The following is a 20,782-nucleotide window of genomic DNA, read 5'->3' as shown; positions in this document are numbered from 1 at the left end:
CTCCGATTTCAGATCATGATCTGGATTTCCAGATGCGATCGTCCAGGTCATGACCGGCTGGCACGCGATCGACGAGGAACTCGCGCGCTGGCGCGAGGTCGGCCGCGATCCCGTCCTGTGGTGGCGCGACGACGATGCGACCGACGCCACGCCGGCGCTCGACCGGCTGCTCGATCTGCAGCGTGCGGTGAAGGTGCCTCTGGCGCTGGCGATTGTGCCGGCGTACGCCACGCCGGCGCTGGCCGAACGCCTCGGGCAAGCACCGGGCGTCGATTTGTTGCAGCACGGTTACGCCCACACCAACCATGCCCCCGCACCCGACAAGAAGATGGAGCTCGGCCTGCACCGGCCGGCGATGTTCGTGCTGGGCGAGCTCGGCACCGGCCGGATGGCGCTGGAGAGGCTGTTCGGCAACCGTGTGCTGCCGGTGCTGGTGCCGCCCTGGAACCGCATCGCGGCGCAACTCGTGCCGACCTTGCCGGAGGTCGGCTATCGCGGGCTGTCGACCTTCGGTATCCGCCGCCGTGCCTACCCTGTCTCCGGCCTGTTGCAGGTAAACACCCACGTCGACCTGATCGACTGGCAGGCCCGGCGCTTCGTCGGCGAGGACCCGGCCCTGGCCGCGCTCGGGCAGGCGCTCGCCGCGTCGCGCACCGGTACGGACGAGCCGATCGGTATCCTCAGTCATCATCTTGCGATGGACGAGGGGGCTTGGGATTTCCTAAATTCCTTGTGGATGAGAATAAGCAACATGCCGGGCCTCAAAACAACACCGGCACACGATTTGTTCGCGTCAGGGGAGCCGCGGGTTTGAGTTCTGTCGATCTGCGCTATCCACGCCAGACGTTGTGGGCGGACTATCTCCGAGCGGGAACGGGAGCGGTGCTGTGCGGCCTGCCGCTGGCGGTGATCGAGGTCAATCAATGGGTTGCGATGATCCTCGGCGCCGGCTTCGTGCTGTTCGCCGTCTTCTTCGTGCGCACCGCGTTGCGCCAGAGGACGCGCTACGTGCTCGGACCCGACACGCTCTGCGCCGACGGCCCGGCGGGCACGCTGGTCGAATGGAGCCGGATCGATCGCCTGAAGCTCAGCTATTTCTCGACCAAGCGCGACCGTTCCGACGGCTGGATGCAATTGGCCGTGGGGTCGGCAGGCGGGCGTCTGGTCAGGGTCGATTCCGCACTCGAGGGTTTTTACGATATCGTCGAACGGGCCGCGCGCGCGGCCGAGACGATAGGCCTCCCGCTCAGCGTCGCGACGCGCGCCAATCTCCGATCGATGGGTATCTCCGTGGCGGGTCAGGAAGAGGCGGTATGAAGGATCTGCTGCGGGTCGAGAATCTGACCGTCGAGTTCGGCGTGCACGAGGGCATCCTGCGCGCCGTCGACAACGTCTCCTTTTCCATTCCGCCGGGCGGCACGCTGGCGCTGGTCGGCGAATCGGGCTCGGGCAAGTCGGTCTGCAGCCAGGCGATCATGGGCCTGCTGCCGCGCACCGCGGCCATTCCGTCGGGCTCGATCCTGTTCGCCGATCCACGCGACAAGACGCCGGTGACCGATATCGCCAAGCTCGACCGCATGGGCCCGGAGATGCGCGAGATCCGCGGCGGCGAGATATCGATCATCTTCCAGGAGCCGATGACCTCGCTGTCGGCCCTCCACACGGTCGGCGACCAGATCGGCGAGGCGGTCGAGCTGCATGGCGGCGGCGGCCATCTCAGCAACGTCCATTCGCTCGGCAACCAGCTGCATGAGGCGGTCGAGCGATCGCACCAGCGCATGAGCCGCGCCGAGATCGACCAGCTCACCGCCGACATGCTGCGCATGGTCGGCTTCCCCGATCCCAAGCGCGCGCTGCGGACCTATCCGTTCGAGCTCTCGGGCGGCCTGCGCCAGCGCGCCATGATCGCCATGGCGCTGGTCTGCCGGCCCGCGCTGCTGATCGCCGACGAGCCCACGACCGCGCTCGACGTCACCATCCAGGCCCAGATCCTTCGCCTCATGAAGGACCTCCAGAAAGAGCTCGGCATGGCGCTGCTGATGATCACGCATGATCTCGGCGTGGTCGCCAACGTCGCCGACGATGTGGTCGTGATGTATCGCGGCAAGGTGGTCGAGTCGGGCAGCCTGCGCGACATCTTCGCCGACCCGCAGCATCCCTACCTGAAGGCGCTGCTGCATGCGGTGCCGCGCTTCGACATGAAGCCGGGCGAGCGCCTGCAGCCGATCCGCGAGATCAAGGCGTCGACCGGCCACCTGCTCAAGCAGAAGCCGGACGTCGCGCCGATCGAGAGCTTCAATCCGAAGGCGCCGGTGCTGAAGGTCCGGCATCTCTCCAAGACCTTCAGGATCCGCAAGGCCGACACGCTGCTCGAATCGCTGCTCGGCGGCGGCACGACGCGCACCGTACGCGCCGTCAACGACGTGAGCTTCGATGTCGAGCGCGGCGAGTGCCTGGGGCTGGTCGGCGAATCGGGCTGTGGGAAGACCACGCTATCGAAGATGCTGATGCGCGGCCTGTCGACTGATCCCAACGAGGGGGCCGGCCGGGTCGTTTTCGACGACTGGGGGCGCAAGATCGACGTCATGATGCTGGAGGGCGAAGAGCTCAACCGCTTCCGGCGCAAGCTGCAGTTCATCTTCCAGGACCCGTTCGGCTCGCTCAACCCGCGCATGACGGTCTACGACATCCTGGTCGAACCGCTGGTCATCCATGGCATCGGCGACGCCGCCTACCGCCGGGAGATGGTCGGCGAACTGATGGAGATGGTCGGCCTCGACCGCCGCCAGCTCAGCCGCTACCCGCACTCCTTCTCCGGCGGCCAGCGCCAGCGCATCGGCATCGCCCGCTCGCTCGCGCTCAGGCCGGACATGGTGATCTGCGACGAGCCGGTTTCCGCACTGGACGTGTCGATCCAGGCACAGGTTCTCAACCTGCTCAAGGACCTGCAGAAGCAGCTCGGCCTCACGCTGCTGTTCATCAGCCACAATCTCGCGGTGGTCGACTATATTGCCGATCGCATCGCCGTGATGTGCGCCGGCCGGCTGGTCGAACTCGCGCCGTCGGGCGAGCTGTTCCGCAATCCCATGCATCCCTATACCAAGGCGTTGCTGTCGGCGGTGCCGGTGCCTGATCCCAACCAGCGGCTCGATCTGCGGGCGCTGATGGAAGGCAAGGCCTCTGATCCCCGTGCTTGGCCGGCGCCCTTCACCGACGACGGGTCTCGCCCGGTCCTCTGGACCGAGGCAGCGCCCGGCCATTTTGTCCGCATTGCGCGGGAAGGCGCCTGACATGCTGAATTACGTCGCGCGGCGCCTCCTGCTGATGATCCCGACGCTGTTCGTGATCAGCGCGCTGGTCTACGTCATCATCGACCTGCCGCCAGGCGACTGCGTCACCTCGCAGATCGACGAGCTGCTGTCGCGCGGCGATCCCGACGCGCTTCGCCGGGCCGACGAGCTGCGCCACCTCTACGGCCTCGATCAGTCGCTGGTCACCCGATACTTCCAATGGGTCGGCGGCATCTTCCGCTGGGACTTCGGGCTGTCTTGCCAGGACACGGTGCCGGTGAAGGACCTGATCGGCGAGCGGCTGGGCCTCACCATGGTGATGGAAACCAGCACCATCGCCTTCATCTGGATCGTGTCCTTCATCATCGGCGTCTATGCCGCGACGCATCAGTACCAGGTCGGCGACTACGTCGCGTCGTTCATCGGTTTCGTCGGGCTCGCGGTGCCGAACTTCCTGCTGGCGATCGTGCTGCTCTATGTCGGCAAGGTCTATTTCGGCCTGTCGATCGGCGGGCTGATGGACCCCGAGTTCATCGAGCAGCCGATGAGCTGGGCCAAGTTCGTGTCGATCAGCCAGCACCTCATCATCCCGGTGATCGTGATCGGCACCTCGGGCACCGCCGGCATGATCCGCCGTCTGCGCGCCAACCTGCTCGACGAGCTGCAGAAGCAGTATGTCACGACCGGCCGGGCCAAGGGCCTGCCGCCGCTGAAGCTGCTGATCAAGTATCCGCTGCGGCACGCCATCAACCCGTTCGTCGCCGACATCGGCCATCTGCTGCCCGAGGTGATCTCCGGGTCGGTGATCGTCTCGGTCGTGCTGTCGCTGCCGACGACGGGACCGATGCTGCTCGGCGCGCTCAAGACGCAGGACGTGAACCTTGCCGCCACCTTCCTGCTGTTCGTGGCGGTGCTGACGGTGATCGGTATGCTGGTGTCGGACCTGCTCCTGGCGGTGCTCGATCCACGCATCCGCTTCGGCGCGACTTCAGAGAAGTGACATGACCGACACGGCCGATCGCCCCGGCGCCTCGTCGCCCACGCCACACTACGTCAATCCTGCGCCGTGGGACCCCTACGTTTCCGAGAAGCTCTCGGCCGAGCAGGAAAAGTACTACATGGCCGGCCAGTGGAAGCTGATGTGGTGGCGCTTCCGCCGTCACCGGCCGGCCGTGGTCTCGGCGGTCTTCCTGCTGCTGATGTACTTCTCCTGCGCGATCAGCGAGTGGATCGCGCCGTACGACCTGCATACCCGGCACGTGAAGTACATCTTTGCGCCGCCGCAGGGAATCCACTTCATCCACGAGGGCAAGTTCCTCGGGCCCTTCGTCTATGGCTTCAAGATGGAGCGCGATCTCGACACCCTGCAGCGCGTCTACACCGAGGACCACACCAAGCCGCAGCCGCTGCGCTTTTTCTGCAGCGGCGAGCCCTATGAATTCTGGGGGCTGGTGAAGGGCTCGTTCCATTTCGTGTGCCCGGCCGAAGGCGGCACCCTGTTCCTGCTGGGCACCGACCGGCTGGGCCGCGACATGTTCAGCCGCATCGTCTACGCCGCGCGCATATCGCTCACCATCGGAGTGATCGGCATCGTGCTGTCCTTTGCGCTCGCCCTCGTCCTGGGGGGTCTGGCGGGTTACTACGGCGGCTGGGTCGACATGGTGGTCCAGCGGATCACAGAAATCCTCAAGAGCTTCCCGCACCTGCCGCTCTGGCTGGCCCTTTCCGCGGCGCTGCCGGTGACGTGGTCGCCGCTACTGATCTATTTCGGCATCACCCTGATCCTCGCCCTGCTCGACTGGCCGAGCCTCGGCCGCGCGGTGCGCTCCAAGCTCTTGTCGCTGCGCGAGGAGGATTACGCCATGGCCGCCCAGATGATGGGCGCCAAGCCCGGCCGCATCATCGGCCGGCACCTGCTGCCCGGCTTCATGAGCCACCTGATCGCTTCGGCGACACTTTCGATTCCCTCGATGATCCTGGCGGAAACCGCCCTGTCGTTCCTGGGCCTCGGCCTGCGGCCGCCGATCACCTCCTGGGGCGTGCTGCTGAACGAGGCGACCGACATCAATGTCGTGGCGGTGAACTGGTGGCTGATGCTGCCGGTCGTGCCGGTGATCCTGGTCATCCTCGCCTATCAGTTCATGGGCGATGGGATGAGGGACGCGGCGGATCCATACGCTTAGGCGCTACGCGCCTAAGCGTCGGCGGGCGGCAGCGCCTTCACAGGCGCGAGAGCCCGCACGGGGCCGAATAGACAAGTCCGTGGCGTCAAGCGCTTGAGATTTCTTGCCTTTTCTGCGCGGTGCGGGCTCTCGCGCCTCAGAAGGCGCTGCCGCCCGCCGGGCAAAACCATGATTTCTGAAGCCCGCGAAGCGCGGCTTCAGAAATCATGGTTTTGCCCCAATTGGGTCTAGCGACGGCCACCCGGGGCTTCCATCTAGTGTCTTGTATCTCCCCCGAACGTGGTCTCCCCAAAGCCACGTTCAGCCTCTTCGGAGGCGTTTGGCCGTCCTGTCACCTCCCCCGACAGGACGGCCTTTTTCTTTCCCGCGTGCTATCGACGGTCTCGATGACGACCGTCTCCCTCGAAGTCACCGGCCTGTCCTGCCGCCGCGGCGGCAGGCCGGTGTTCGAGGGCCTGTCCTTTGCACTGGCCGGCGGTGAGCTGCTGGCCCTCACTGGGCGCAACGGAAGCGGCAAGACCACCCTGCTGCGGGCGCTGGCCCTTCTGGTCACGACCGAGGCCGGCCAGATCCGCTGGCGGGGTGAGGACGTTGCTGGCGACCGTGAGGCGTGGCGCCACCGGATCGCCTGGCTCGGCCATCTCGATGGGCTGAAGGCCGACCTCAGTGTCCGGGAGAACCTCTCCGTCGCCGCAAGGCTGCGCGACGAGCCGCCGGACCGCATCGACCATGCCCTCGCTTCCTTGGACCTCGTGCCCCTGGCCCTGCGCGAGGTGCGGACGCTTTCGGCCGGCCAGCGGCGCCGGGTGGCGCTCGCCCGCGTGGCGTCCTCCCACGCTCCGCTCTGGCTGCTCGACGAGCCGTTGAACGCGCTCGATGCGCCGTCGCAAGCCGCCTTGCGCGCCGTGCTCGGCCGGCACCTCGCCGCAGGAGGTCTCGCCGTCGCCGCGACGCATGCGCCGATCGATGTCGCCGGCGCCCGCGCCCTGGAGCTCGGCCGATGACCGGTTTCGCGGCGCTCCTCGCCCGCGACCTGCGGCTGGTCTGGCGGCGGCCGGGCGACGTCATGGTCGTGCTCGCCTTCTTCGTCGTGGCGACGGTGCTGTTCCCGCTCGGCATCGGGCCGGAGACCAACCTGCTGTCGCGGATCGCTGCCGGCATCCTGTGGTGCGCCGCCCTGTTCGCCTCGCTGCTGTCGCTCGACCGGCTTTTCGCCGGCGACTACGAGGACGGCGCGCTCGACCTCCTGCTGCTCGCCCCCTGGCCGCTCGAGCTGGCGGCCCTGGCCAAATGCCTCGCTCACTGGATCGTGACAGGCTTGCCGCTCGCCGTGCTGGCGCCGCTGATGGGCGTGGTGTTCGGCCTGTCGGGCGAGGGGCTGGGCGCGCTCTGCCTCACCCTGCTGGTCGGCACGCCGACCCTGTCGCTGGTCGGCGGGCTGGCGGCGGCCCTGACGCTGGGTGCTCGCCGCGGCGGCGCTTTGCTGGCCTTGCTCGCCCTGCCGCTCTGCGTGCCGACCCTGATCTTCGGTGCCGGCGCGGTCGAGGCGGTGGCGATGGGCGAGGGTTTCGCCACGCACCTTGCGATCCTGGGCGCCCTTGCCCTGATGGCGCTGGCGACCCTGCCGTGGGCGATCGCCGCGGCCTTGCGGCAAGCCGGCGAGTAGACAAGCCGCCCGGGAGGACGAATACAGGCGCCGATGGCCACGCTGCATTTTCTCGCCAACCCGGCGCGCTTCCGCCGGTTCAGCCAGCGCGTTCTGCCGGCGCTGTCGGCGGTGACGGCGCTGGCGCTCGCGGCCGGCCTCTATCTCGCGCTCGTCCAGTCGCCGCCCGACTACCAGCAGGGCGAGACCGTCCGCATCATGTTCGTGCACGTGCCCTCGGCCTGGATCGCCATGGCGGGCTACGGGCTGCTCGCCGCGCTCGGCGCTGCGCTGCTGGTGTGGCGCCATCCGCTGGCCGCGCTGATGGCGCGCGGCGCGGCGCCGGTCGGCGCGGTGTTCGCCGCGGTCTGCCTGCTCACCGGCTCCCTGTGGGGCCGGCCGATGTGGGGCACCTACTGGGTGTGGGATGCGCGGCTGACCTCGATGCTGCTGCTGTTCTTCCTCTATCTTGGCCACATTGCCTTGAGTCGGGCCTACGACGATTCCGAGCGCGGCGACCGCGCCGCCGCGATCCTGGCCCTGGTCGGCGCCATCAACCTGCCGGTGATCAAGTTCTCGGTCGACTGGTGGAACACGCTGCACCAGCCCGCCTCGGTGATGAAGCTCGGCGGCCCGTCGATCCATCCCGCGATCCTGACGCCGCTGATGGTTATGGCCGCCGCCCTGCTGCTGTTGTTCGTGGTGCTGGTCCTGCTGCGCACCGAAACCGAGATCGACCGCCGCCGCCTCGAAGCCGCCGAGCTCGCCGGGTAAAGCGTGGTGGACCCAACTCCCTCCCCGTCTTCGGGGGAGGTGTCAGCGTCTTACGCTAACGGAGGGGGAGGGCAACGGAGATGGTGCGTCACACCCCCTCCGTCGCGGATTACCGCGCCACCTCCCCCGCAAGCGGGGAGGGAAATTGAGCCTCGCCGTGCGAATAGCCGCTACTTCCGCTTCGCTCTGCGCGGCCGGCGCCTGGTGCGCACAGCTTGCTCGACCGCCGCATCGAGATCCCGCATCGCGTGTTCGTGTGGGATGGTCTTGCCGGCGCGAGCCTCCTCGAGCCCGATACGGATATCCTCGATGATTGCGGTCTCGCGGGCGATCCAGGCCTCCAGCGCCTCCTTGGCGATGGAAGACCGTGTGCGCCGGATTGCGGCGGCGACGGCGTCGAGGCGGCGCAAGGTTTCGGCCGGCAGCCGGATATTGAGGATCTCCTTGGCGGGCATGCGCACCATGGGTGGATGAGGCTGCAGGCTATTGCGCGGCGACAGTTGCGGCAAGGTAGCGGTATGCCGGGCGGCCCGATTGGGCTATCCCCCACAGGCCATGATGGATCATGCGGCCTTTATCTGGTCGGCCTATGCCGTGGCCCTGCTCGGGCTGGGCGGGCTGGTCGTTGCCTCGCTGCTGGCGCGGCGCAAGGTGAGGCGGGAGCTGGGCGCGCGCGGGTTGGAGCGGCGGCGATGACGCCCCAGCGCACGCTGAGCGCCAAGCGCAAGATGACTCCCAAGCGCAGGCGGCTGTGGCTGCTGGTCGGCTCGCTCTGCGTGCTGGGTGCCGCGGCGGCGCTGGTGCTGACGGCGCTCAACGACAACATCGTCTTCTTCTATTCGCCGACCCAGGTGGCGGAGAAGCATCCCGGTCCCGAGCGGCGCTTTCGTCTCGGCGGGCTGGTCGAGGAGGGCAGCGTGAAGAAGGACGGGCAGGAAGTCCGCTTCACCATCACCGATCTGCAGAAGACAGTGCCGGTGGTCTATCGCGGCCTGCTGCCCGATCTTTTCCGCGAGGGCCAGGGCGTGATCGCCGAGGGCACGCTCGGCGCCGACGGCACCTTCGCTGCGCGCGAGGTGCTGGCCAAGCACGACGAGAACTACATGCCGCCGGAGGTCGCGAAGGCGCTGAAGGAGAGCGGGCGCTGGAACGAGGGGAGCGGGAAGAAATGATTCCTGAGCTCGGCCACTTCGCGCTGATCCTCGCGCTCGCTGTCGCGCTGGTGCAGGGAACGTTGCCGTTCGTCGGCGCGGCGCGGAACGACATCCGGCTGATGGCGCTCGGCAGCACGGCGGCGCTGACGCAGGCGTTGCTGGTGATCCTGGCGTTCGGCGCGCTGACGCAGGCGTATGTGACGTCGGACTTCTCCGTCGCCAACGTCGTCGCCAACTCGCATTCGGCCAAGCCGCTGCTCTACAAGATCAGCGGCGTATGGGGGAACCACGAGGGCTCGATGCTGCTGTGGGCGCTGATCCTCGCCCTCTTCGGCGCGGCGGTCGCGGTCTTCGGCAGCAACCTCCCCGACAGCCTCCGCGCGCGCGTGCTGGGCGTGCAGGCGCTGATCGGCACGGGCTTCCTCGCCTTCCTGCTCTTCACCTCGAATCCGTTCGAGCGCGTCTCGCCCGCGCCGCCCGACGGCAACGGCCTCAACCCGCTGCTCCAGGACCCCGGCCTCGCCTTCCATCCGCCGCTGCTCTATCTCGGCTACGTCGGCTTCTCGGTGACCTACGCCTTCGCCATCGCCGCCCTGCTCGAAGGACGGGTCGACGTCGCCTGGGCGCGCTGGGTGCGGCCGTGGACCCTGGCGGCGTGGTGCTTCCTGACCTGCGGCATCGCGCTCGGCTCGTGGTGGGCCTACTACATCCTCGGCTGGGGCGGCTTCTGGTTCTGGGACCCGGTCGAGAACGCCTCGCTGATGCCGTGGCTCGCCGGCACCGCGCTGCTGCACTCCGCCATCGTGGTCGAGAAGCGCGAAGGACTGAAGAGCTGGACCGTGCTGCTCGCGATCCTCGCCTTCTCCCTCAGCCTGCTCGGCACGTTCCTGGTGCGCTCCGGCGTGCTGACCTCGGTCCACGCCTTCGCCCAGGACCCGGCGCGCGGGATGTTCATCCTGGCCTTCCTGCTGCTGGTCACCGGCGGTGGCCTCGCGCTCTACGCCTGGCAGGCGCCGAAGCTCACCTCCAACGCCCTGTTCCAGCCGGTCAGCCGCGAGGGCGCGCTGATCCTCAACAACCTGCTGCTCTGCACGCTCGCCGCGACCGTGCTGCTGGGCACGCTCTATCCGCTGTTCCTCGACCTCCTGACCGGCAACAAGGTCTCGGTCGGCCCGCCGTTCTTCAACGCGACCTTCGTACCGATCTGCGCACCGCTGTTCGCCGCGCTCTGCGTCGGCCCGTTCCTCGCCTGGAAGCGCGCCGAGCTCTGGCCAGCGCTCGCCCGCCTGCGCATCGCCTTCGCTGTCTCGGTGGTCGCCGCGATCGTCACCGCCGCCGCGATCGACGGCCGCGCGACGCTCTCGGCGGTCGCCTTCGGCTTCGGCGTCTGGCTGATCGCGGGCAGCGTCACCGAGTTCGTGATCCGCGCGCGCCGTGGGCGGCTCCGCACCATGACCCGCGCGGCGATCGGCATGACGATCAGCCACGCCGCGCTCGGCGTCGTCGTGCTCGGCGCCGTGGCGACCGCGTCGTGGCAGGTCGAGCTGATCCGGACGATGAAACCCGGCGACACCGCCCAGTTCGCCGGCTACGGCGTGACGCTCGAGCAGGTCGTGCCGCTGCAGGGCCCCAACTATATCGCCGAGCGCGCGACGATCACGCTCACGTCCGGCGGCGCGCCCTACACCGTGCTGACGCCCGAGCGGCGGCTGTTCACGGTGCAGAAGCGGCAGATCTCCGAGACCTCGATCCACACCAACCTGCTGCGCGACCTCTACGCCACCCTGGGCGAGGGCGACGCGACCCAGGGCTGGACCGTCCGCCTCTACTGGAACCCGCTCGCGCCGTGGATCTGGCTCGGCGCCGGCCTGTGCGCCCTGGGCGGCTTCGTCTCGCTGACCGACCGACGCCTGCGCGTCGGTGCCCCGCGCCGCTCGCGCGCAGCGGTACAGGCGGCGGAATGAAGAGTTGTCGTCCTGAGCGCAGCGAAGGACCTAAGGGTCCAACACCGCGGTGTCGACGCGCTAGGTCCTTCGCTGCGCTCAGGACGACAAGGAGATGAACCGCACCCTCTTCCTCCTGCCGCTGATGATGCTCGTCATCCTGACCGGCTTCTTCGGCTGGTCGCTGCTGTCGGGCCGCGACCCGGCGTCGATCGGCTCGGTGATGATCGGGCGGCCGGCGCCGGCGCTGCCGTTCGCCGATGCCCTGCTGAAATCGGGCAAGCCGGTGCTGGTCAATTTCTTCGCCAGCTGGTGCACACCCTGCCTCGCCGAGCATCCGCTATTCACGCGGCTGAAGGAGCGCGAGGGCGCCACGATCATCGGCATCGCCTGGAAGGACAAGCCCGAGGCGACGCGCGCCTGGCTGGCGAAGCTCGGCGATCCGTTCGCGCAGGTCGCCTTCGACCAGGACGGCAAGCTGGCGCTCGACTGGGGCCTGTCGGGCGTGCCCGAGACCTACCTGATCGACGCCCAGGGCATCGTCCGCCTGCACTTCCGCGGTCCGCTCACCGAGCGGGATTTGGCGACGATCCTGCCGCTGCTGAAGGCCGGGTCGTGACGCACTTCCGTCGCCACGAGCACAATTGTCATCCCGAGCGCAGCGAGGGATCTTTCGCGACCAGGAAAGATCCCTCGGCTTCGCCTCGGGATGACAGTTTTCGCTTGTGGGCGCTGTGCGTCCTGATCCTCGGCCTCTTCGCCTTCCCCGCCCTCGCCGTCGAGCCGTCCGAGATGCTGAAGGACCCCGCGCTCGAGGCGCGGGCGCGCGAGATCGGGCGGGCGCTGCGCTGCGTGGTCTGCCAGAACCAGGCGATCGACGATTCCAGCGCCGAGGTGGCGCACGACATGCGCCGCGCCGTGCGCGAGCGCCTCACCGCCGGCGACAGCGACGACGCGGTCATGGCCTTCATGACCGCGCGCTACGGCGACTACGTGCTGCTGAAGCCGCCGTTCAAGTCGGGGACGCTCGTCCTGTGGCTCGGCGCCCCGCTGGTCCTGCTCCTCGCCGGCGCCGCCCTGCTGCTCGCCGCCCGCAAGCGCCGCGCCCCCGAGCCGCCCGCCCCGCTGACCGAGGAGGAACGCGCCAGGGTCGCCGTGCTGTTGGCAACGAACGACCCTGTCATCCCGAGCGAAGCGAGGGATCCTTCCGGCCCCGGAAAGATCCCTCGCTTCGCTCGGGATGACAGCTAGGCCGTCATGCTCGAATTCCTCCTCGCCCTCCTGACCACCGCGACCGTCGCCACGCTGCTCGTCCCGCTGCTCCGGCCGCGTCTCGCCGCGACCGACCGGCTCGACAACGACACCGCCGTCTATCGCGACCAGCTTGCCGAGGTCGAGCGCGAGCGCGCGGCCGGCACGCTCCCCGACTCCGACGCCGCCGCCGCCCGCACCGAGATCGAGCGCCGCCTCCTCGCCGCCGCCGAGCGCGATCTTGCGCTGGGGGCGCGCTCCTCCAGTAGCGCCTCGTGGCACCGCTTCCTCACCCCCGCCCTCTGCCTCGTCATCCCCCTCTTCGCCCTCGGCCTCTACCTCCAGCTCGGCCAGCCCGGCCTCCCCGCCGCCCCCTTCATCGCCCGCCCCGCCGCGCCGCCGTCGCCCGACGCCGCGCCCGCCCCCACCGTAGCCGAGACGATCGCCGCCGCCCGCGCCCGCCTCGCCGCCCAGCCGGACGATCCCGACGCCCTGTCGGCGCTGGGCGAGGCGCTGACCGCCGAGGCCGACGGCGTGGTGACCCCGCCCGCCCGCGACGCCTTCCGCCGCGCGCTCGACCGGAACCCGGACGATCCGCGCGCGATGTTCTATCTCGGCCTGCACGAGGCGCAGAGCGGCGACGCGAAGGCCGCGCTCGAGCGCTGGCGGGCGCTCGAGCAGCGCTCGCCGCCGCAGGCGCCCTGGCTGCCGGCGCTGCGCGCCGAGATGCAGCGGGTCGCGCGCGCCGCGGGCCTGCCGGTGCCGCAAAGCCCGACCCCGCCGGCGAGCCCCGGAACGGCCTCACCGGCGCCGGGCATGCCCAACCCGACCCCCGACCAGATGCAGGCGATGCAGGGCCTGACGCCCGAGCAGCGCCAGCAGGCGATCCGCGGCATGGTCGAGGGCCTCGACGCCCGGCTGCGCGCCGCGCCGCCGGGCCGCGTGGAGGACCGCGACGCCTGGTTGCGTCTGGCCAACGCGCGCCGGGTGCTGGGCGAGAACGACAAGGCCGTCGAGGCCTATGCCCGGGCCGACGCGATCGCCGCCCTCGCGCCGGCGCAGCTCGTCGACTGGGCCGAGGCGCATGTCCGCCAGATCAAGCCGGGCGCCGCGCCGGGGCCCGAGGCGGTGGCGGTGCTGGAGCGGCTGGAGAAGGCCGAGCCCCGCAACGCGCTGGCGCTGTTCTATCTCGGGGCCGCGGCCTTCGCCCAGGGCGACAAGGCGGCGGCGGCGCGGCGGTGGAAAACGCTGCTGGCGTTGCTGCCGGCGGATGCGCCGATCCGCGCGATGCTGGAGGGGAAGATTAGGGAGGCGGAGGGGGCGGTTAAATAAAGCTGCCCTTACCTGCGAGCGCCGTTAATTAGAATTTTCGCGATTTCTTCACTGACGTGGAGCCCATTGAGAGGGGCGCGTCGTCTTCCGGACCGGAAGCTCAGCCGCCAATTAATTTACGGCGAATCTCGCTCAAGGTTACGGCGGGCTCATCGGGATTGAGCCGATGGTGCGCCAAGCGCTCCCTCAACTCGAGGATCTGCTCGGGGGTCACTGGCGGCGGCGATTCGTCGAAGGCGGCATCGTCGAGCAGTACATCGACGATTTCCATTCGCTCCCGCAGCGGGAGCTGTTGAAGCTGGTCCAGCAAGGCCTTCTTATCCATGCGTTCAAGATACTCGCCATGGTCGGATTTTCAACGACGCCCGGAAGCCCAATCTGTTTGTCGGCCGTCAGGCGGGCGACACTAACAGTGAAGGTGTCCGCGTCCGGAGTCCGTTCATGTGAAAAAGAACTCATCCGACAATCACTTGCTTCTGCTTGCACCGCTGGAGTTTGAGGCGATCAATTGCCTAAGTTCTTCGACGCCGATCGGTGGTTCTCTCCGATGAATCACCCCATGGCAATTAGGGCAAAGCGGAACTAAGTCACACTTGGGGTCCACGGAGTATCCTGGGCCGAGCTTCGATACTGGGGTGATGTGGTGGACTTCAATGAAACCAGCAGCCGCATCACCGTAAATTGACGTAAGCTCCGTCTCGCAGCCCTGACATCGAAGGCCATGGATTGCAAGCGCTGCGGCTCTGTTCCGCCGGTCCCGTTCGTATCTGTTAACTTGGACTCTGGTCAGCCCTCCTTCCGGGAAGCCGGTGGGGACGTCCATCAAGTCATCCCCGAGTTCTTCAAGCGGAAGCAGACAAATCACAGCTGCCGCAGTTCGCGAAATCCACCTTGAAATGAGCTTCTCGTCTTCTGCTGCACTGCCCAGTCCGATTGGAAGTTGACCCCTACGAACCTCGATCATGGCGGAATACCAAGGAAACATAGGTGAGCCTAGATCTTCAACCCTTGAGGTTTGATCATTGATCTTAAGATCGACAGTTGCGCCATCTTCGATGCACGCCTCCAAAACTGCTCTGAAGGCCCCATGTCGCGCTCGTTCCGCCTTCCCCATCTCCGTCACCAATTGGCCGCTGAACGCACCAGGTTCAAATCGCACCTCTACCGATCGCCAACGCGTGATAGCCGTGATCGAGAACGTCTGGGAGCTGGGATGGCCAGCGGGCGTTACCTCTATGAAGGGGTTATCCAATGACTTGAAGCCGCCACGCCCGTCAAAAGGCAACCCAGTCTCTTGGGTTACCAACAACGCGACTTTCTTCGGATCAGGTGGCATCGTCTTCTAAATCTGGATCCGGAAGTTGTTCTACAAGTTTCTCCAGAATTCGCGACATCTCATATCGCAGATCTTTGAAGTATTCTGAAGTTTGAGCTCGCATCGCCGTTAGCTCGGCCACTGCTAATGCCCAAAGCAAAGAGTCCATTCCCTGTACAGTGACGCTCCGACTGAGGTTCGGGACGTACACTTTGTGATAGTAAGGGTGGGACCGATTAATTCTAACGGCCCGCTTCTGCTCGACCATGATCGGTTCGAAGAGCATGCCGTTGGCTATGCCATCGGCCGGTTGCACATATACTTCGCCGGGAGCATTGGCGGAGCCCACAGGAAGCTTCAACCTGAACCGACCATGCGAATTGTTGACCTCTACTTCGCCCGTAGCCGGATTTACAACTTGAACGTCAGCTCCACCAACTGACGGTTCCCGATCGCGAATGTTGTTATTTGAATTTTTGTGCGCCCCTTCACTTTCCTTAGTCACTCGCTTCTGTTCGCCAACTCTGTATCTCCGGTCTGCTTCGCGCCGCGGCGCTGGCAGGAACGAGTCGTGCAGCCAGTCGTAAAGATCGTCGTTTAGACCGATCTGCGATTTTTTGATATCCAGATGAAATGCATCATCTAGGCGGTGATCAAACGAAAATTCTACGCGCAGCAAAGAACCATGCGGCTCATGCTGATACATTCCAAGCCATGTAGCCGCAACTAGAAGCCGATTTTCACGATAGATATATATACCTTGGCGAGGAGCTGAGATCTTTGCCTCATCTGCCAGTTCTTTCGACGGAAACTCTTCTCTTCTAGGTAGTATGAACGCTCGTACCGAAAATGATGCTTCGGCGTTTTTCCCCAAGTCTACCGGGACTGTCTGATTACCCACCATTTCCGAGAGTCCTTCGGCAAAGGGGTTCCAAGCCCCTATTTTTACATCGTTAACGTTCATCTCGACGTTGCGCGCCCTAGTGTCTTCTAGGTCTAAGAAGCGCTGATAAACCATGGAAAGATGGTCGCGTGCCTTGATAACAGTCTGCTTCAGCGCATTGCGGGCATGCCCCCCGCTGGGATTCGCATAATCCTTGAGCAAACGGTCGATCTTCGACCATACGACGACGGTTCCCGCTCGATCTGGAGCCACCTTATTGAGATGCTCGACGCCCTCCTTGTCGGGATCTCCAAGCTGCAGGTGCCACTTGCCGACTTGGCCAACATGATCCAAGTCCCATACCGCCATGATCGGTTTAGCTTTGCCCGACGCCCTTGAAATTACGGAAAGTCGTCTGCAGAAAGCCGTCGACGCGGTCTTGAGCCCGAGGCCGTACTTGCCAAGGCTTGCAGGATTGGGGCGCGCTCTTGCACCATAGCGCATCGCGTTCTTAAGCCCTTCGACATCCATTCCGTCGCCATCATCCGCAATGGCCACGCGCAAATTACCTCGGAAATCCATAGCAATTCGGAGGTCGATCAAATTGGCATTCGCGGCAACGGAATTGTCGACGATATCCGCAATTGCCGTATTGAAGTCGTAGCCTGTGTCACGAAGTCCTTCTATGACCCGCTTTGGATCAGGTAAGAGCTCGACATCGGTGGTAGCCATGATCTAATCCCCTCATATCTGCACGATTCGCCAACCCGATCCCAGCTTCAAAACACCAGGTGTGCTATCGGTCTGTTTCGCCCGCCGATGGCAAATTCGATACTCGTCAGGCGATTCCCGACTTAAGATAATGGTGTCGCCGGCGTTAAGAGCCTTTTGCCGGATGTATTTGGTCATGCGCGTGAGCCTGTACTCATTCCGCGTTCCGCCAAAGTGCCGATTATTGTAGTAAATGAACGCGAATTCCCAGTTGGTTCCATCATCAGCGCGAAAGAAGAGGTGACAACGTGGGTTGAGAGACCGAGGTTGGAGGCGCGGGAAGAACGCAAGAATGCGCTCATCCTTAGGTACAAGCATACCTGCCTGGTGTCCGCCCGTTTCGCCGGTATCGTTGGCGCTCAACGTCTTCGTGATTTGCGCAACTGTCATTGCTACAGCTTCCTTTTGCCGGCCAAAGGTGACCGCTCTAACGCTGCCATTACATCAGCCAAGTCCTCTTGTTCTCCACTCACGCCGACGACCGCGCCTTCGCTCATCTGCCGCTTGCGGTCCAAACGCTGATTAACAATCTCTTCGACGGTACCCGCAAAGAACAGCCTATGGACTGTGACCGGTAAATCTTGCCCCCGCCGGTATGCCCTGGCTGAAGCTTGGTCTTCAACTGCGGGATTCCATTCTAAGTTGTAGTGTATCACATGATTCGCTGCAGTAATATTCAAGCCCGTTCCTCCAGCCCGGGGGTTCAGCACGAGAGCCGCAGGGCCTCTCTGGTCGCTAAACTCATCGATGAGTGGCTGGCGTCCGTCTATGGCGAGGCGTCCGTCAAGTGACTTCGCAAATACGCCAAATTGCGTGTGGATCTCTGATACAATGATGTCCGACATCTCGGTGAAGGATGTAAAAATGAGTGCCTTCTCGCCGCGATCAAACAATTCAGCTAAGATTTCAAGCAACCGCTGGGTTTTTGAAAACGAGGCAGTGTCGCCTCTCTCGGACACCTCGATCAGCGCGGGATGCGCGCAGAACATACGAAGCTTGGTCAGTGCTACAATTGTCGCGGCTTTCCCGTATTGCTCGACGATTGATAAGCGCATTGCTTCATATGCGGTGGCCTCTGCTTCTTCTAATTCTAACGCTTGAGGAATATCGATCCGATCAGGTAAGTCGGTAGCGACATCGCGAATGCGGCGCCGAAGGGTGAAGGGGCTTATGAGTGGTTCCAATTCGATCGCGGCTTGGATTCCATCCTTGAAGGTCTTGGTGAAATCGGCTCGCTCACCAAGGTAATTGTGGTTGGTGAAGTCGAGTATCGACCAGAGGTCGAGGAGCCGATTTTCAAATGGCGTACCGGTCACGGCAAGTCCCGACTGCCGAGGTAAAGCCTTTACGGCACGGGTTCTCAGAGCATCCGGGTTCTTGATATTTTGCGCCTCGTCCAAGACCACAACCCTCCACTCGATCATGGTAAATAGAGCTGAGTCACGATGGATGTTGTCGTAGGATGTAATTACGACATCGTACCGGCGTAACTCCGCCGGCCGCCCCGTTCTGGTTGGCCCGTGATGTTTAAGGACCGATAGGGAAGGCGAAAACCGACTTATCTCCCTCTTCCAATTTTCGAGAAGAGACCCTGGTGCGATGATGAGCGAAGGAGAAAGCTTTCCCTCAGGAGTTCCGTCGGTGATCGCGCTAATGACTTGAAGTGTTTTTCCTAAGCCCATCTCGTCTGCGAGAAGAGCACCGACCTTTTGTTGCAGCAAGAAGCGTAGCCAACGCCAGCCGTCGAGTTGGTATGGATAAAGTTGGGCAACTATACCCCGCGGTCCATGCAGCACCTCAGGCGCCAAGGCTAACGCCATTTCCGCATCCAGCGGCAGGCGGTCTTCCACCGACGCAGCATCATTTGCCGCAGCGCGCTTCAGCGTTAGCAGTGCTGGAAGCGATCTAATTGGGACGCCAAGGCGTACTCCGGCCTGCGCGCAAAGACTATGCAGGTCTGCAGTAGCAACAGGATCGAGCGGATACCAAACGCCGTCATAAAGAAAATGACCGGTCTCAAGAGCTGAGGGTTCGAGGGAGGCTCGTATCCCATCTGATAGAGAGGCATCCAAGATTAGCCGGGGCAGCCCTTGAACCTGCTGCAACAGCGCAATTGGATGAGCTGGATAGCGCGAAAATGTGAGTTCTGCAGCCGCTCCCGTTTGGCCCGGCTCAACGTCACTCCATACATGTTCGCCTTCGACGATCGACCGAAAGACTTCTTCCGCTGAAACTTCGTCTCTTCCGTCCAGTACAAGACGGCCATCTACAACCGCCCAAGATCTCATGACGCCGACAGTCCATGTCTTGGAACCAACAATTGGCGGCCTTGAATTTCCAGCCTTCTTGTCCCGCCCTCCAGCCAGTTGACGCACTGCTCCATTACGTCATCGAAAGGCAGTTTGGTTCGTCCCTTGAGTGCGCATTCCCAGATCAGAGCAATACGCCATCCAGCTTCTGCCAATGCTGTCGAGGCTCGACAATCTACAATCTTATTGCCTTCGATCTTGTTGCGCCAGAATCGAGGGCGTGTACTTGGTAGCTTGTACAGATGGCAGTGGTGGCCATGCCAAAAGCAGCCGTGGACGAAAATCACCGCTTGCCATTTGGGCAAGACGATATCGGGCCGGCCAGGCAAATTCTTGGAATGTAGCCGATAACGAAACCCCCGACTGTGTAACGCAGATCTTATTTGCAGTTCCGGTTTGGTGTGTTTGCCCCGGATTCCGGCCATCATTTGGCTACGCACCATGGGCGAAACCACATCAGCCATAGGCTTCACCTATGGCTATGCGCTGGCGACGAAGCAGTGGTAACCTCGGTTCATCAGCCGTTTGCTCCAGTTCGAGCATCGGTGCCAACATTGCGTGAGCAACAGCTTGGATTACCGGAACAACGACGGAATTTCCAAACTGCTTGTACGCTTGCATATCAGAGACTTCGATTCGGAAAGTCCTGTCCTGGTTATCAAAGCCCATGAGTCGGGCGCACTCTCTCGGCGTCAAACGTCTAGGAGGTTTCGTGGGACCTTGGGATACCAATATTTCGGACCCGTCCTTATAGTAGCGAGCGGAGAGAGTCCTTGCGACGCTCTTGCTGTCAACTAAACCAAAGCCAAATCCATTCCCCGCCGCGCGATGTTTCTCTGCATAGTTCTTAAGATAGGACCAGAGATGCGGTGTCAGGGTGTACTTTGGGTTTACTTTCCCGTGAGGACCCACTACAAAACGGCCGTCTGCTTCATCGTCTTTAGAATGAAGAATTGTCCCGATCTTCGGCCCTTGTTCGGGGGAGGGAATACGAACGTCGTCCCAAGAAAACCCAACTTCGCGCTGAAATCCAACAATTATCGTGCGTTCACGATGCTGAGGAACGAAACCTTTCGCATCAAGGACTCGATAGTCGACCCAATATCCAAGCTCCCGCCGAAGAACATCCATTATAACTTTGAAAGTGATCCCACCGGCGTGGTTCACCAAATTTTTCACGTTTTCGAGAAGGAACGCCTTTGGCTTCTTGATACGGATAATCTTGGCAAGCTCAAAGAACAACGTGCCTTGCGCATCGCAAGCGAAGCCATGCGGGTTTCCAAGTGCGTTCTTCTTTGATACCCCAGCGATGCTGAACGGTTGACATGGGAATCCAGCTACAAGAACATCATGGTCTGGAATTCGGAGCATGGAAGCGTCGTTTTTCGTTACCTCGCAGATGTCACCATAGAATGGATGAGCAGCGATCGGAAAGTTAGCCGCATAAGTCTGTCGCGCATACTTGTTCCATTCGCAAGAGGCCACGCAAAGACCTCCCGCAGATTCGAACGCTATTCTCATTCCACCAATGCCAGAGAATAAGTCAACAAAGCGGAATTTTGCGTTGCTGGTAGTAGCGCATGCACGACTTTCAGCACGCTCCGCCAATAACAAGGTGACCGCTTTGCGTGGTTCGACCTCGCCACGTTCCCACCGATAGACCGACCTCAAATCGCAACCAACTAACTCGGCAACCTCATCCCGACTTAAGCCGGCGCGTTCACGTAGTTCTTGGAAGCTGAACTCATTCTTCATAAATGAACCTCGGTGGGGAATAATTTTGACAAAATGACATCAAAAGACCCCCAGCGCAATACAACTGCAGGTTTAGATGCCGGGGAGATAGTATCCCATTTTGGTGCTACCCGAAAAGAGCGCGCTAATTACCTCCCACACAATCGCCTCGCGCCCCATTCCGCGCTGACCTCCCGC

General features: G+C 63.6%; 21 protein-coding genes and 1 pseudogene. 14 read left to right on the top strand and 8 right to left on the bottom strand.

What is annotated here, in order from left to right; translation table 11 throughout:
- The first annotated feature begins 49 nt into the window (after positions 1–49).
- The 8 genes from ACQY8M_RS05660 (at position 50) to ACQY8M_RS05625 (ending at position 7,892) form a co-directional block, all read left to right on the top strand.
- Positions 50–814, top strand: coding sequence for a polysaccharide deacetylase family protein (locus ACQY8M_RS05660; RefSeq protein ID WP_428669731.1), 765 nt, complete (start codon positions 50–52; stop codon positions 812–814).
- A complete protein-coding gene (locus ACQY8M_RS05655; RefSeq protein ID WP_428669729.1) occupies positions 811–1,317 on the top strand; it encodes a hypothetical protein in 507 nt (168 codons plus the stop codon). The genes ACQY8M_RS05660 and ACQY8M_RS05655 overlap by 4 nt, the downstream gene beginning before the upstream one ends.
- Positions 1,314–3,290: a dipeptide ABC transporter ATP-binding protein gene (locus ACQY8M_RS05650; RefSeq protein ID WP_428669727.1), complete on the top strand. Its 1,977-nt coding sequence runs from the start codon at positions 1,314–1,316 to the stop codon at positions 3,288–3,290. Before ACQY8M_RS05655 ends, ACQY8M_RS05650 begins: the two co-directional genes overlap by 4 nt.
- 1 nt (position 3,291) lies before the next feature.
- Positions 3,292–4,290, top strand: a complete 999-nt coding sequence (locus ACQY8M_RS05645) for an ABC transporter permease (RefSeq protein ID WP_428669725.1) — start codon at positions 3,292–3,294, stop codon at positions 4,288–4,290.
- Between the two features lies 1 nt (position 4,291).
- A complete protein-coding gene (locus tag ACQY8M_RS05640; protein WP_428669723.1) occupies positions 4,292–5,473 on the top strand; it encodes an ABC transporter permease in 1,182 nt (393 codons plus the stop codon).
- Positions 5,474–5,859: 386 nt separating this feature from the next.
- Positions 5,860–6,477 (top strand): heme ABC exporter ATP-binding protein CcmA, encoded by a 618-nt coding sequence (gene ccmA, locus ACQY8M_RS05635; protein ID WP_428669721.1) that lies wholly within the window; start codon positions 5,860–5,862, stop codon positions 6,475–6,477.
- Positions 6,474–7,139, top strand: coding sequence for a heme exporter protein CcmB (gene ccmB / locus ACQY8M_RS05630; protein ID WP_428669719.1), 666 nt, complete (start codon positions 6,474–6,476; stop codon positions 7,137–7,139). Before ccmA ends, ccmB begins: the two co-directional genes overlap by 4 nt.
- 33 nt (positions 7,140–7,172) lie before the next feature.
- Positions 7,173–7,892, top strand: a complete 720-nt coding sequence (locus tag ACQY8M_RS05625; RefSeq protein WP_428669717.1) for a heme ABC transporter permease — start codon at positions 7,173–7,175, stop codon at positions 7,890–7,892.
- 170 nt (positions 7,893–8,062) lie between these two features.
- Here the strand turns inward: ACQY8M_RS05625 and ACQY8M_RS05620 are convergent, their stop codons facing one another.
- Entirely contained in the window at positions 8,063–8,356 is a 294-nt protein-coding gene (locus ACQY8M_RS05620) for a CopG family ribbon-helix-helix protein (RefSeq protein ID WP_428669715.1), read from the bottom strand.
- A gap of 70 nt (positions 8,357–8,426) precedes the next feature.
- Between ACQY8M_RS05620 and ccmD the strand changes: the two genes are divergently transcribed.
- The 6 genes and pseudogenes from ccmD (at position 8,427) to ccmI (ending at position 13,572) form a co-directional block, all read left to right on the top strand.
- Positions 8,427–8,588: a heme exporter protein CcmD gene (ccmD, locus tag ACQY8M_RS05615; RefSeq protein ID WP_428669713.1), complete on the top strand. Its 162-nt coding sequence runs from the start codon at positions 8,427–8,429 to the stop codon at positions 8,586–8,588.
- A gap of 32 nt (positions 8,589–8,620) precedes the next feature.
- Entirely contained in the window at positions 8,621–9,064 is a 444-nt protein-coding gene (gene ccmE, locus ACQY8M_RS05610) for a cytochrome c maturation protein CcmE (protein WP_428675315.1), read from the top strand.
- Positions 9,061–11,010 (top strand): heme lyase CcmF/NrfE family subunit, encoded by a 1,950-nt coding sequence (locus ACQY8M_RS05605; RefSeq protein ID WP_428669711.1) that lies wholly within the window; start codon positions 9,061–9,063, stop codon positions 11,008–11,010. Before ccmE ends, ACQY8M_RS05605 begins: the two co-directional genes overlap by 4 nt.
- Positions 11,011–11,104: 94 nt before the next feature.
- On the top strand, positions 11,105–11,608 hold the full coding sequence (locus ACQY8M_RS05600) for a DsbE family thiol:disulfide interchange protein (protein WP_428669709.1): 504 nt from the start codon (positions 11,105–11,107) through the stop codon (positions 11,606–11,608).
- A 104-nt stretch (positions 11,609–11,712) separates the two neighbouring features.
- A pseudogene (locus tag ACQY8M_RS05595) lies at positions 11,713–12,153 on the top strand (cytochrome c-type biogenesis protein); the annotation flags it as partial.
- Between the two features lie 93 nt (positions 12,154–12,246).
- Complete coding sequence (ccmI, locus tag ACQY8M_RS05590; RefSeq protein ID WP_428669707.1) at positions 12,247–13,572, top strand: c-type cytochrome biogenesis protein CcmI; 1,326 nt, start codon at positions 12,247–12,249, stop codon at positions 13,570–13,572.
- Positions 13,573–13,672: 100 nt separating this feature from the next.
- Here the strand turns inward: ccmI and ACQY8M_RS05585 are convergent, their stop codons facing one another.
- The 7 genes from ACQY8M_RS05585 to dcm form a co-directional block, all read right to left on the bottom strand.
- Entirely contained in the window at positions 13,673–13,897 is a 225-nt protein-coding gene (locus ACQY8M_RS05585; protein ID WP_428669705.1) for an addiction module protein, read from the bottom strand.
- A 141-nt stretch (positions 13,898–14,038) separates the two neighbouring features.
- A complete protein-coding gene (locus ACQY8M_RS05580; RefSeq protein WP_428675314.1) occupies positions 14,039–14,395 on the bottom strand; it encodes an HNH endonuclease in 357 nt (118 codons plus the stop codon).
- A gap of 502 nt (positions 14,396–14,897) precedes the next feature.
- Positions 14,898–16,502, bottom strand: a complete 1,605-nt coding sequence (locus ACQY8M_RS05575) for an ATP-binding protein (RefSeq protein ID WP_428669703.1) — start codon at positions 16,500–16,502, stop codon at positions 14,898–14,900.
- 12 nt (positions 16,503–16,514) lie between these two features.
- A complete protein-coding gene (locus ACQY8M_RS05570; RefSeq protein WP_428669701.1) occupies positions 16,515–16,931 on the bottom strand; it encodes an EcoRII N-terminal effector-binding domain-containing protein in 417 nt (138 codons plus the stop codon).
- A 2-nt stretch (positions 16,932–16,933) separates the two neighbouring features.
- Positions 16,934–18,829, bottom strand: coding sequence for a DEAD/DEAH box helicase (locus tag ACQY8M_RS05565; RefSeq protein ID WP_428669699.1), 1,896 nt, complete (start codon positions 18,827–18,829; stop codon positions 16,934–16,936).
- A complete protein-coding gene (locus ACQY8M_RS05560) occupies positions 18,826–19,314 on the bottom strand; it encodes a very short patch repair endonuclease (RefSeq protein ID WP_428669697.1) in 489 nt (162 codons plus the stop codon). The genes ACQY8M_RS05565 and ACQY8M_RS05560 overlap by 4 nt, the downstream gene beginning before the upstream one ends.
- Positions 19,307–20,605, bottom strand: coding sequence for a DNA (cytosine-5-)-methyltransferase (dcm, locus tag ACQY8M_RS05555; RefSeq protein WP_428669695.1), 1,299 nt, complete (start codon positions 20,603–20,605; stop codon positions 19,307–19,309). The genes ACQY8M_RS05560 and dcm overlap by 8 nt, the downstream gene beginning before the upstream one ends.
- Between the last annotated feature and the right edge of the window lie 177 nt (positions 20,606–20,782).

Origin of the sequence: Reyranella sp. (genome assembly GCF_965279465.1) — a bacterium.
Classification (GTDB): Bacteria; Pseudomonadota; Alphaproteobacteria; order Reyranellales; family Reyranellaceae; genus Reyranella.
The sequence above is the reverse complement of the archived record's forward strand: the minus strand, read 5'-3'. Positions and strand labels throughout refer to the sequence as shown.

Bases quoted from the DNA above. Each gene is read 5' to 3' on its own strand.
- ACQY8M_RS05600 (WP_428669709.1), top strand. From the start codon at position 11,105: ATGAACCGCACCCTCTTCCTCCTGCCGCTGATGATGCTCGTCATCCTG.
- ACQY8M_RS05640 (WP_428669723.1), top strand. From the start codon at position 4,292: ATGACCGACACGGCCGATCGCCCCGGCGCCTCGTCGCCCACGCCACAC.
- ACQY8M_RS05605 (WP_428669711.1), top strand. From the start codon at position 9,061: ATGATTCCTGAGCTCGGCCACTTCGCGCTGATCCTCGCGCTCGCTGTC.
- ACQY8M_RS05570 (WP_428669701.1), bottom strand. From the start codon at position 16,931: ATGACAGTTGCGCAAATCACGAAGACGTTGAGCGCCAACGATACCGGC.
- ACQY8M_RS05565 (WP_428669699.1), bottom strand. From the start codon at position 18,829: ATGAGATCTTGGGCGGTTGTAGATGGCCGTCTTGTACTGGACGGAAGA.
- ACQY8M_RS05620 (WP_428669715.1), bottom strand. From the start codon at position 8,356: ATGGTGCGCATGCCCGCCAAGGAGATCCTCAATATCCGGCTGCCGGCC.
- ACQY8M_RS05650 (WP_428669727.1), top strand. From the start codon at position 1,314: ATGAAGGATCTGCTGCGGGTCGAGAATCTGACCGTCGAGTTCGGCGTG.
- ACQY8M_RS05625 (WP_428669717.1), top strand. From the start codon at position 7,173: ATGGCCACGCTGCATTTTCTCGCCAACCCGGCGCGCTTCCGCCGGTTC.
- ccmI (WP_428669707.1), top strand. From the start codon at position 12,247: ATGCTCGAATTCCTCCTCGCCCTCCTGACCACCGCGACCGTCGCCACG.
- ccmB (WP_428669719.1), top strand. From the start codon at position 6,474: ATGACCGGTTTCGCGGCGCTCCTCGCCCGCGACCTGCGGCTGGTCTGG.
- ACQY8M_RS05645 (WP_428669725.1), top strand. From the start codon at position 3,292: ATGCTGAATTACGTCGCGCGGCGCCTCCTGCTGATGATCCCGACGCTG.
- ccmE (WP_428675315.1), top strand. From the start codon at position 8,621: ATGACTCCCAAGCGCAGGCGGCTGTGGCTGCTGGTCGGCTCGCTCTGC.
- dcm (WP_428669695.1), bottom strand. From the start codon at position 20,605: ATGAAGAATGAGTTCAGCTTCCAAGAACTACGTGAACGCGCCGGCTTA.
- ACQY8M_RS05580 (WP_428675314.1), bottom strand. From the start codon at position 14,395: ATGGACGTCCCCACCGGCTTCCCGGAAGGAGGGCTGACCAGAGTCCAA.
- ACQY8M_RS05660 (WP_428669731.1), top strand. From the start codon at position 50: ATGACCGGCTGGCACGCGATCGACGAGGAACTCGCGCGCTGGCGCGAG.
- ccmA (WP_428669721.1), top strand. From the start codon at position 5,860: ATGACGACCGTCTCCCTCGAAGTCACCGGCCTGTCCTGCCGCCGCGGC.
- ACQY8M_RS05560 (WP_428669697.1), bottom strand. From the start codon at position 19,314: ATGGCTGATGTGGTTTCGCCCATGGTGCGTAGCCAAATGATGGCCGGA.
- ACQY8M_RS05575 (WP_428669703.1), bottom strand. From the start codon at position 16,502: ATGGCTACCACCGATGTCGAGCTCTTACCTGATCCAAAGCGGGTCATA.
- ACQY8M_RS05585 (WP_428669705.1), bottom strand. From the start codon at position 13,897: ATGGATAAGAAGGCCTTGCTGGACCAGCTTCAACAGCTCCCGCTGCGG.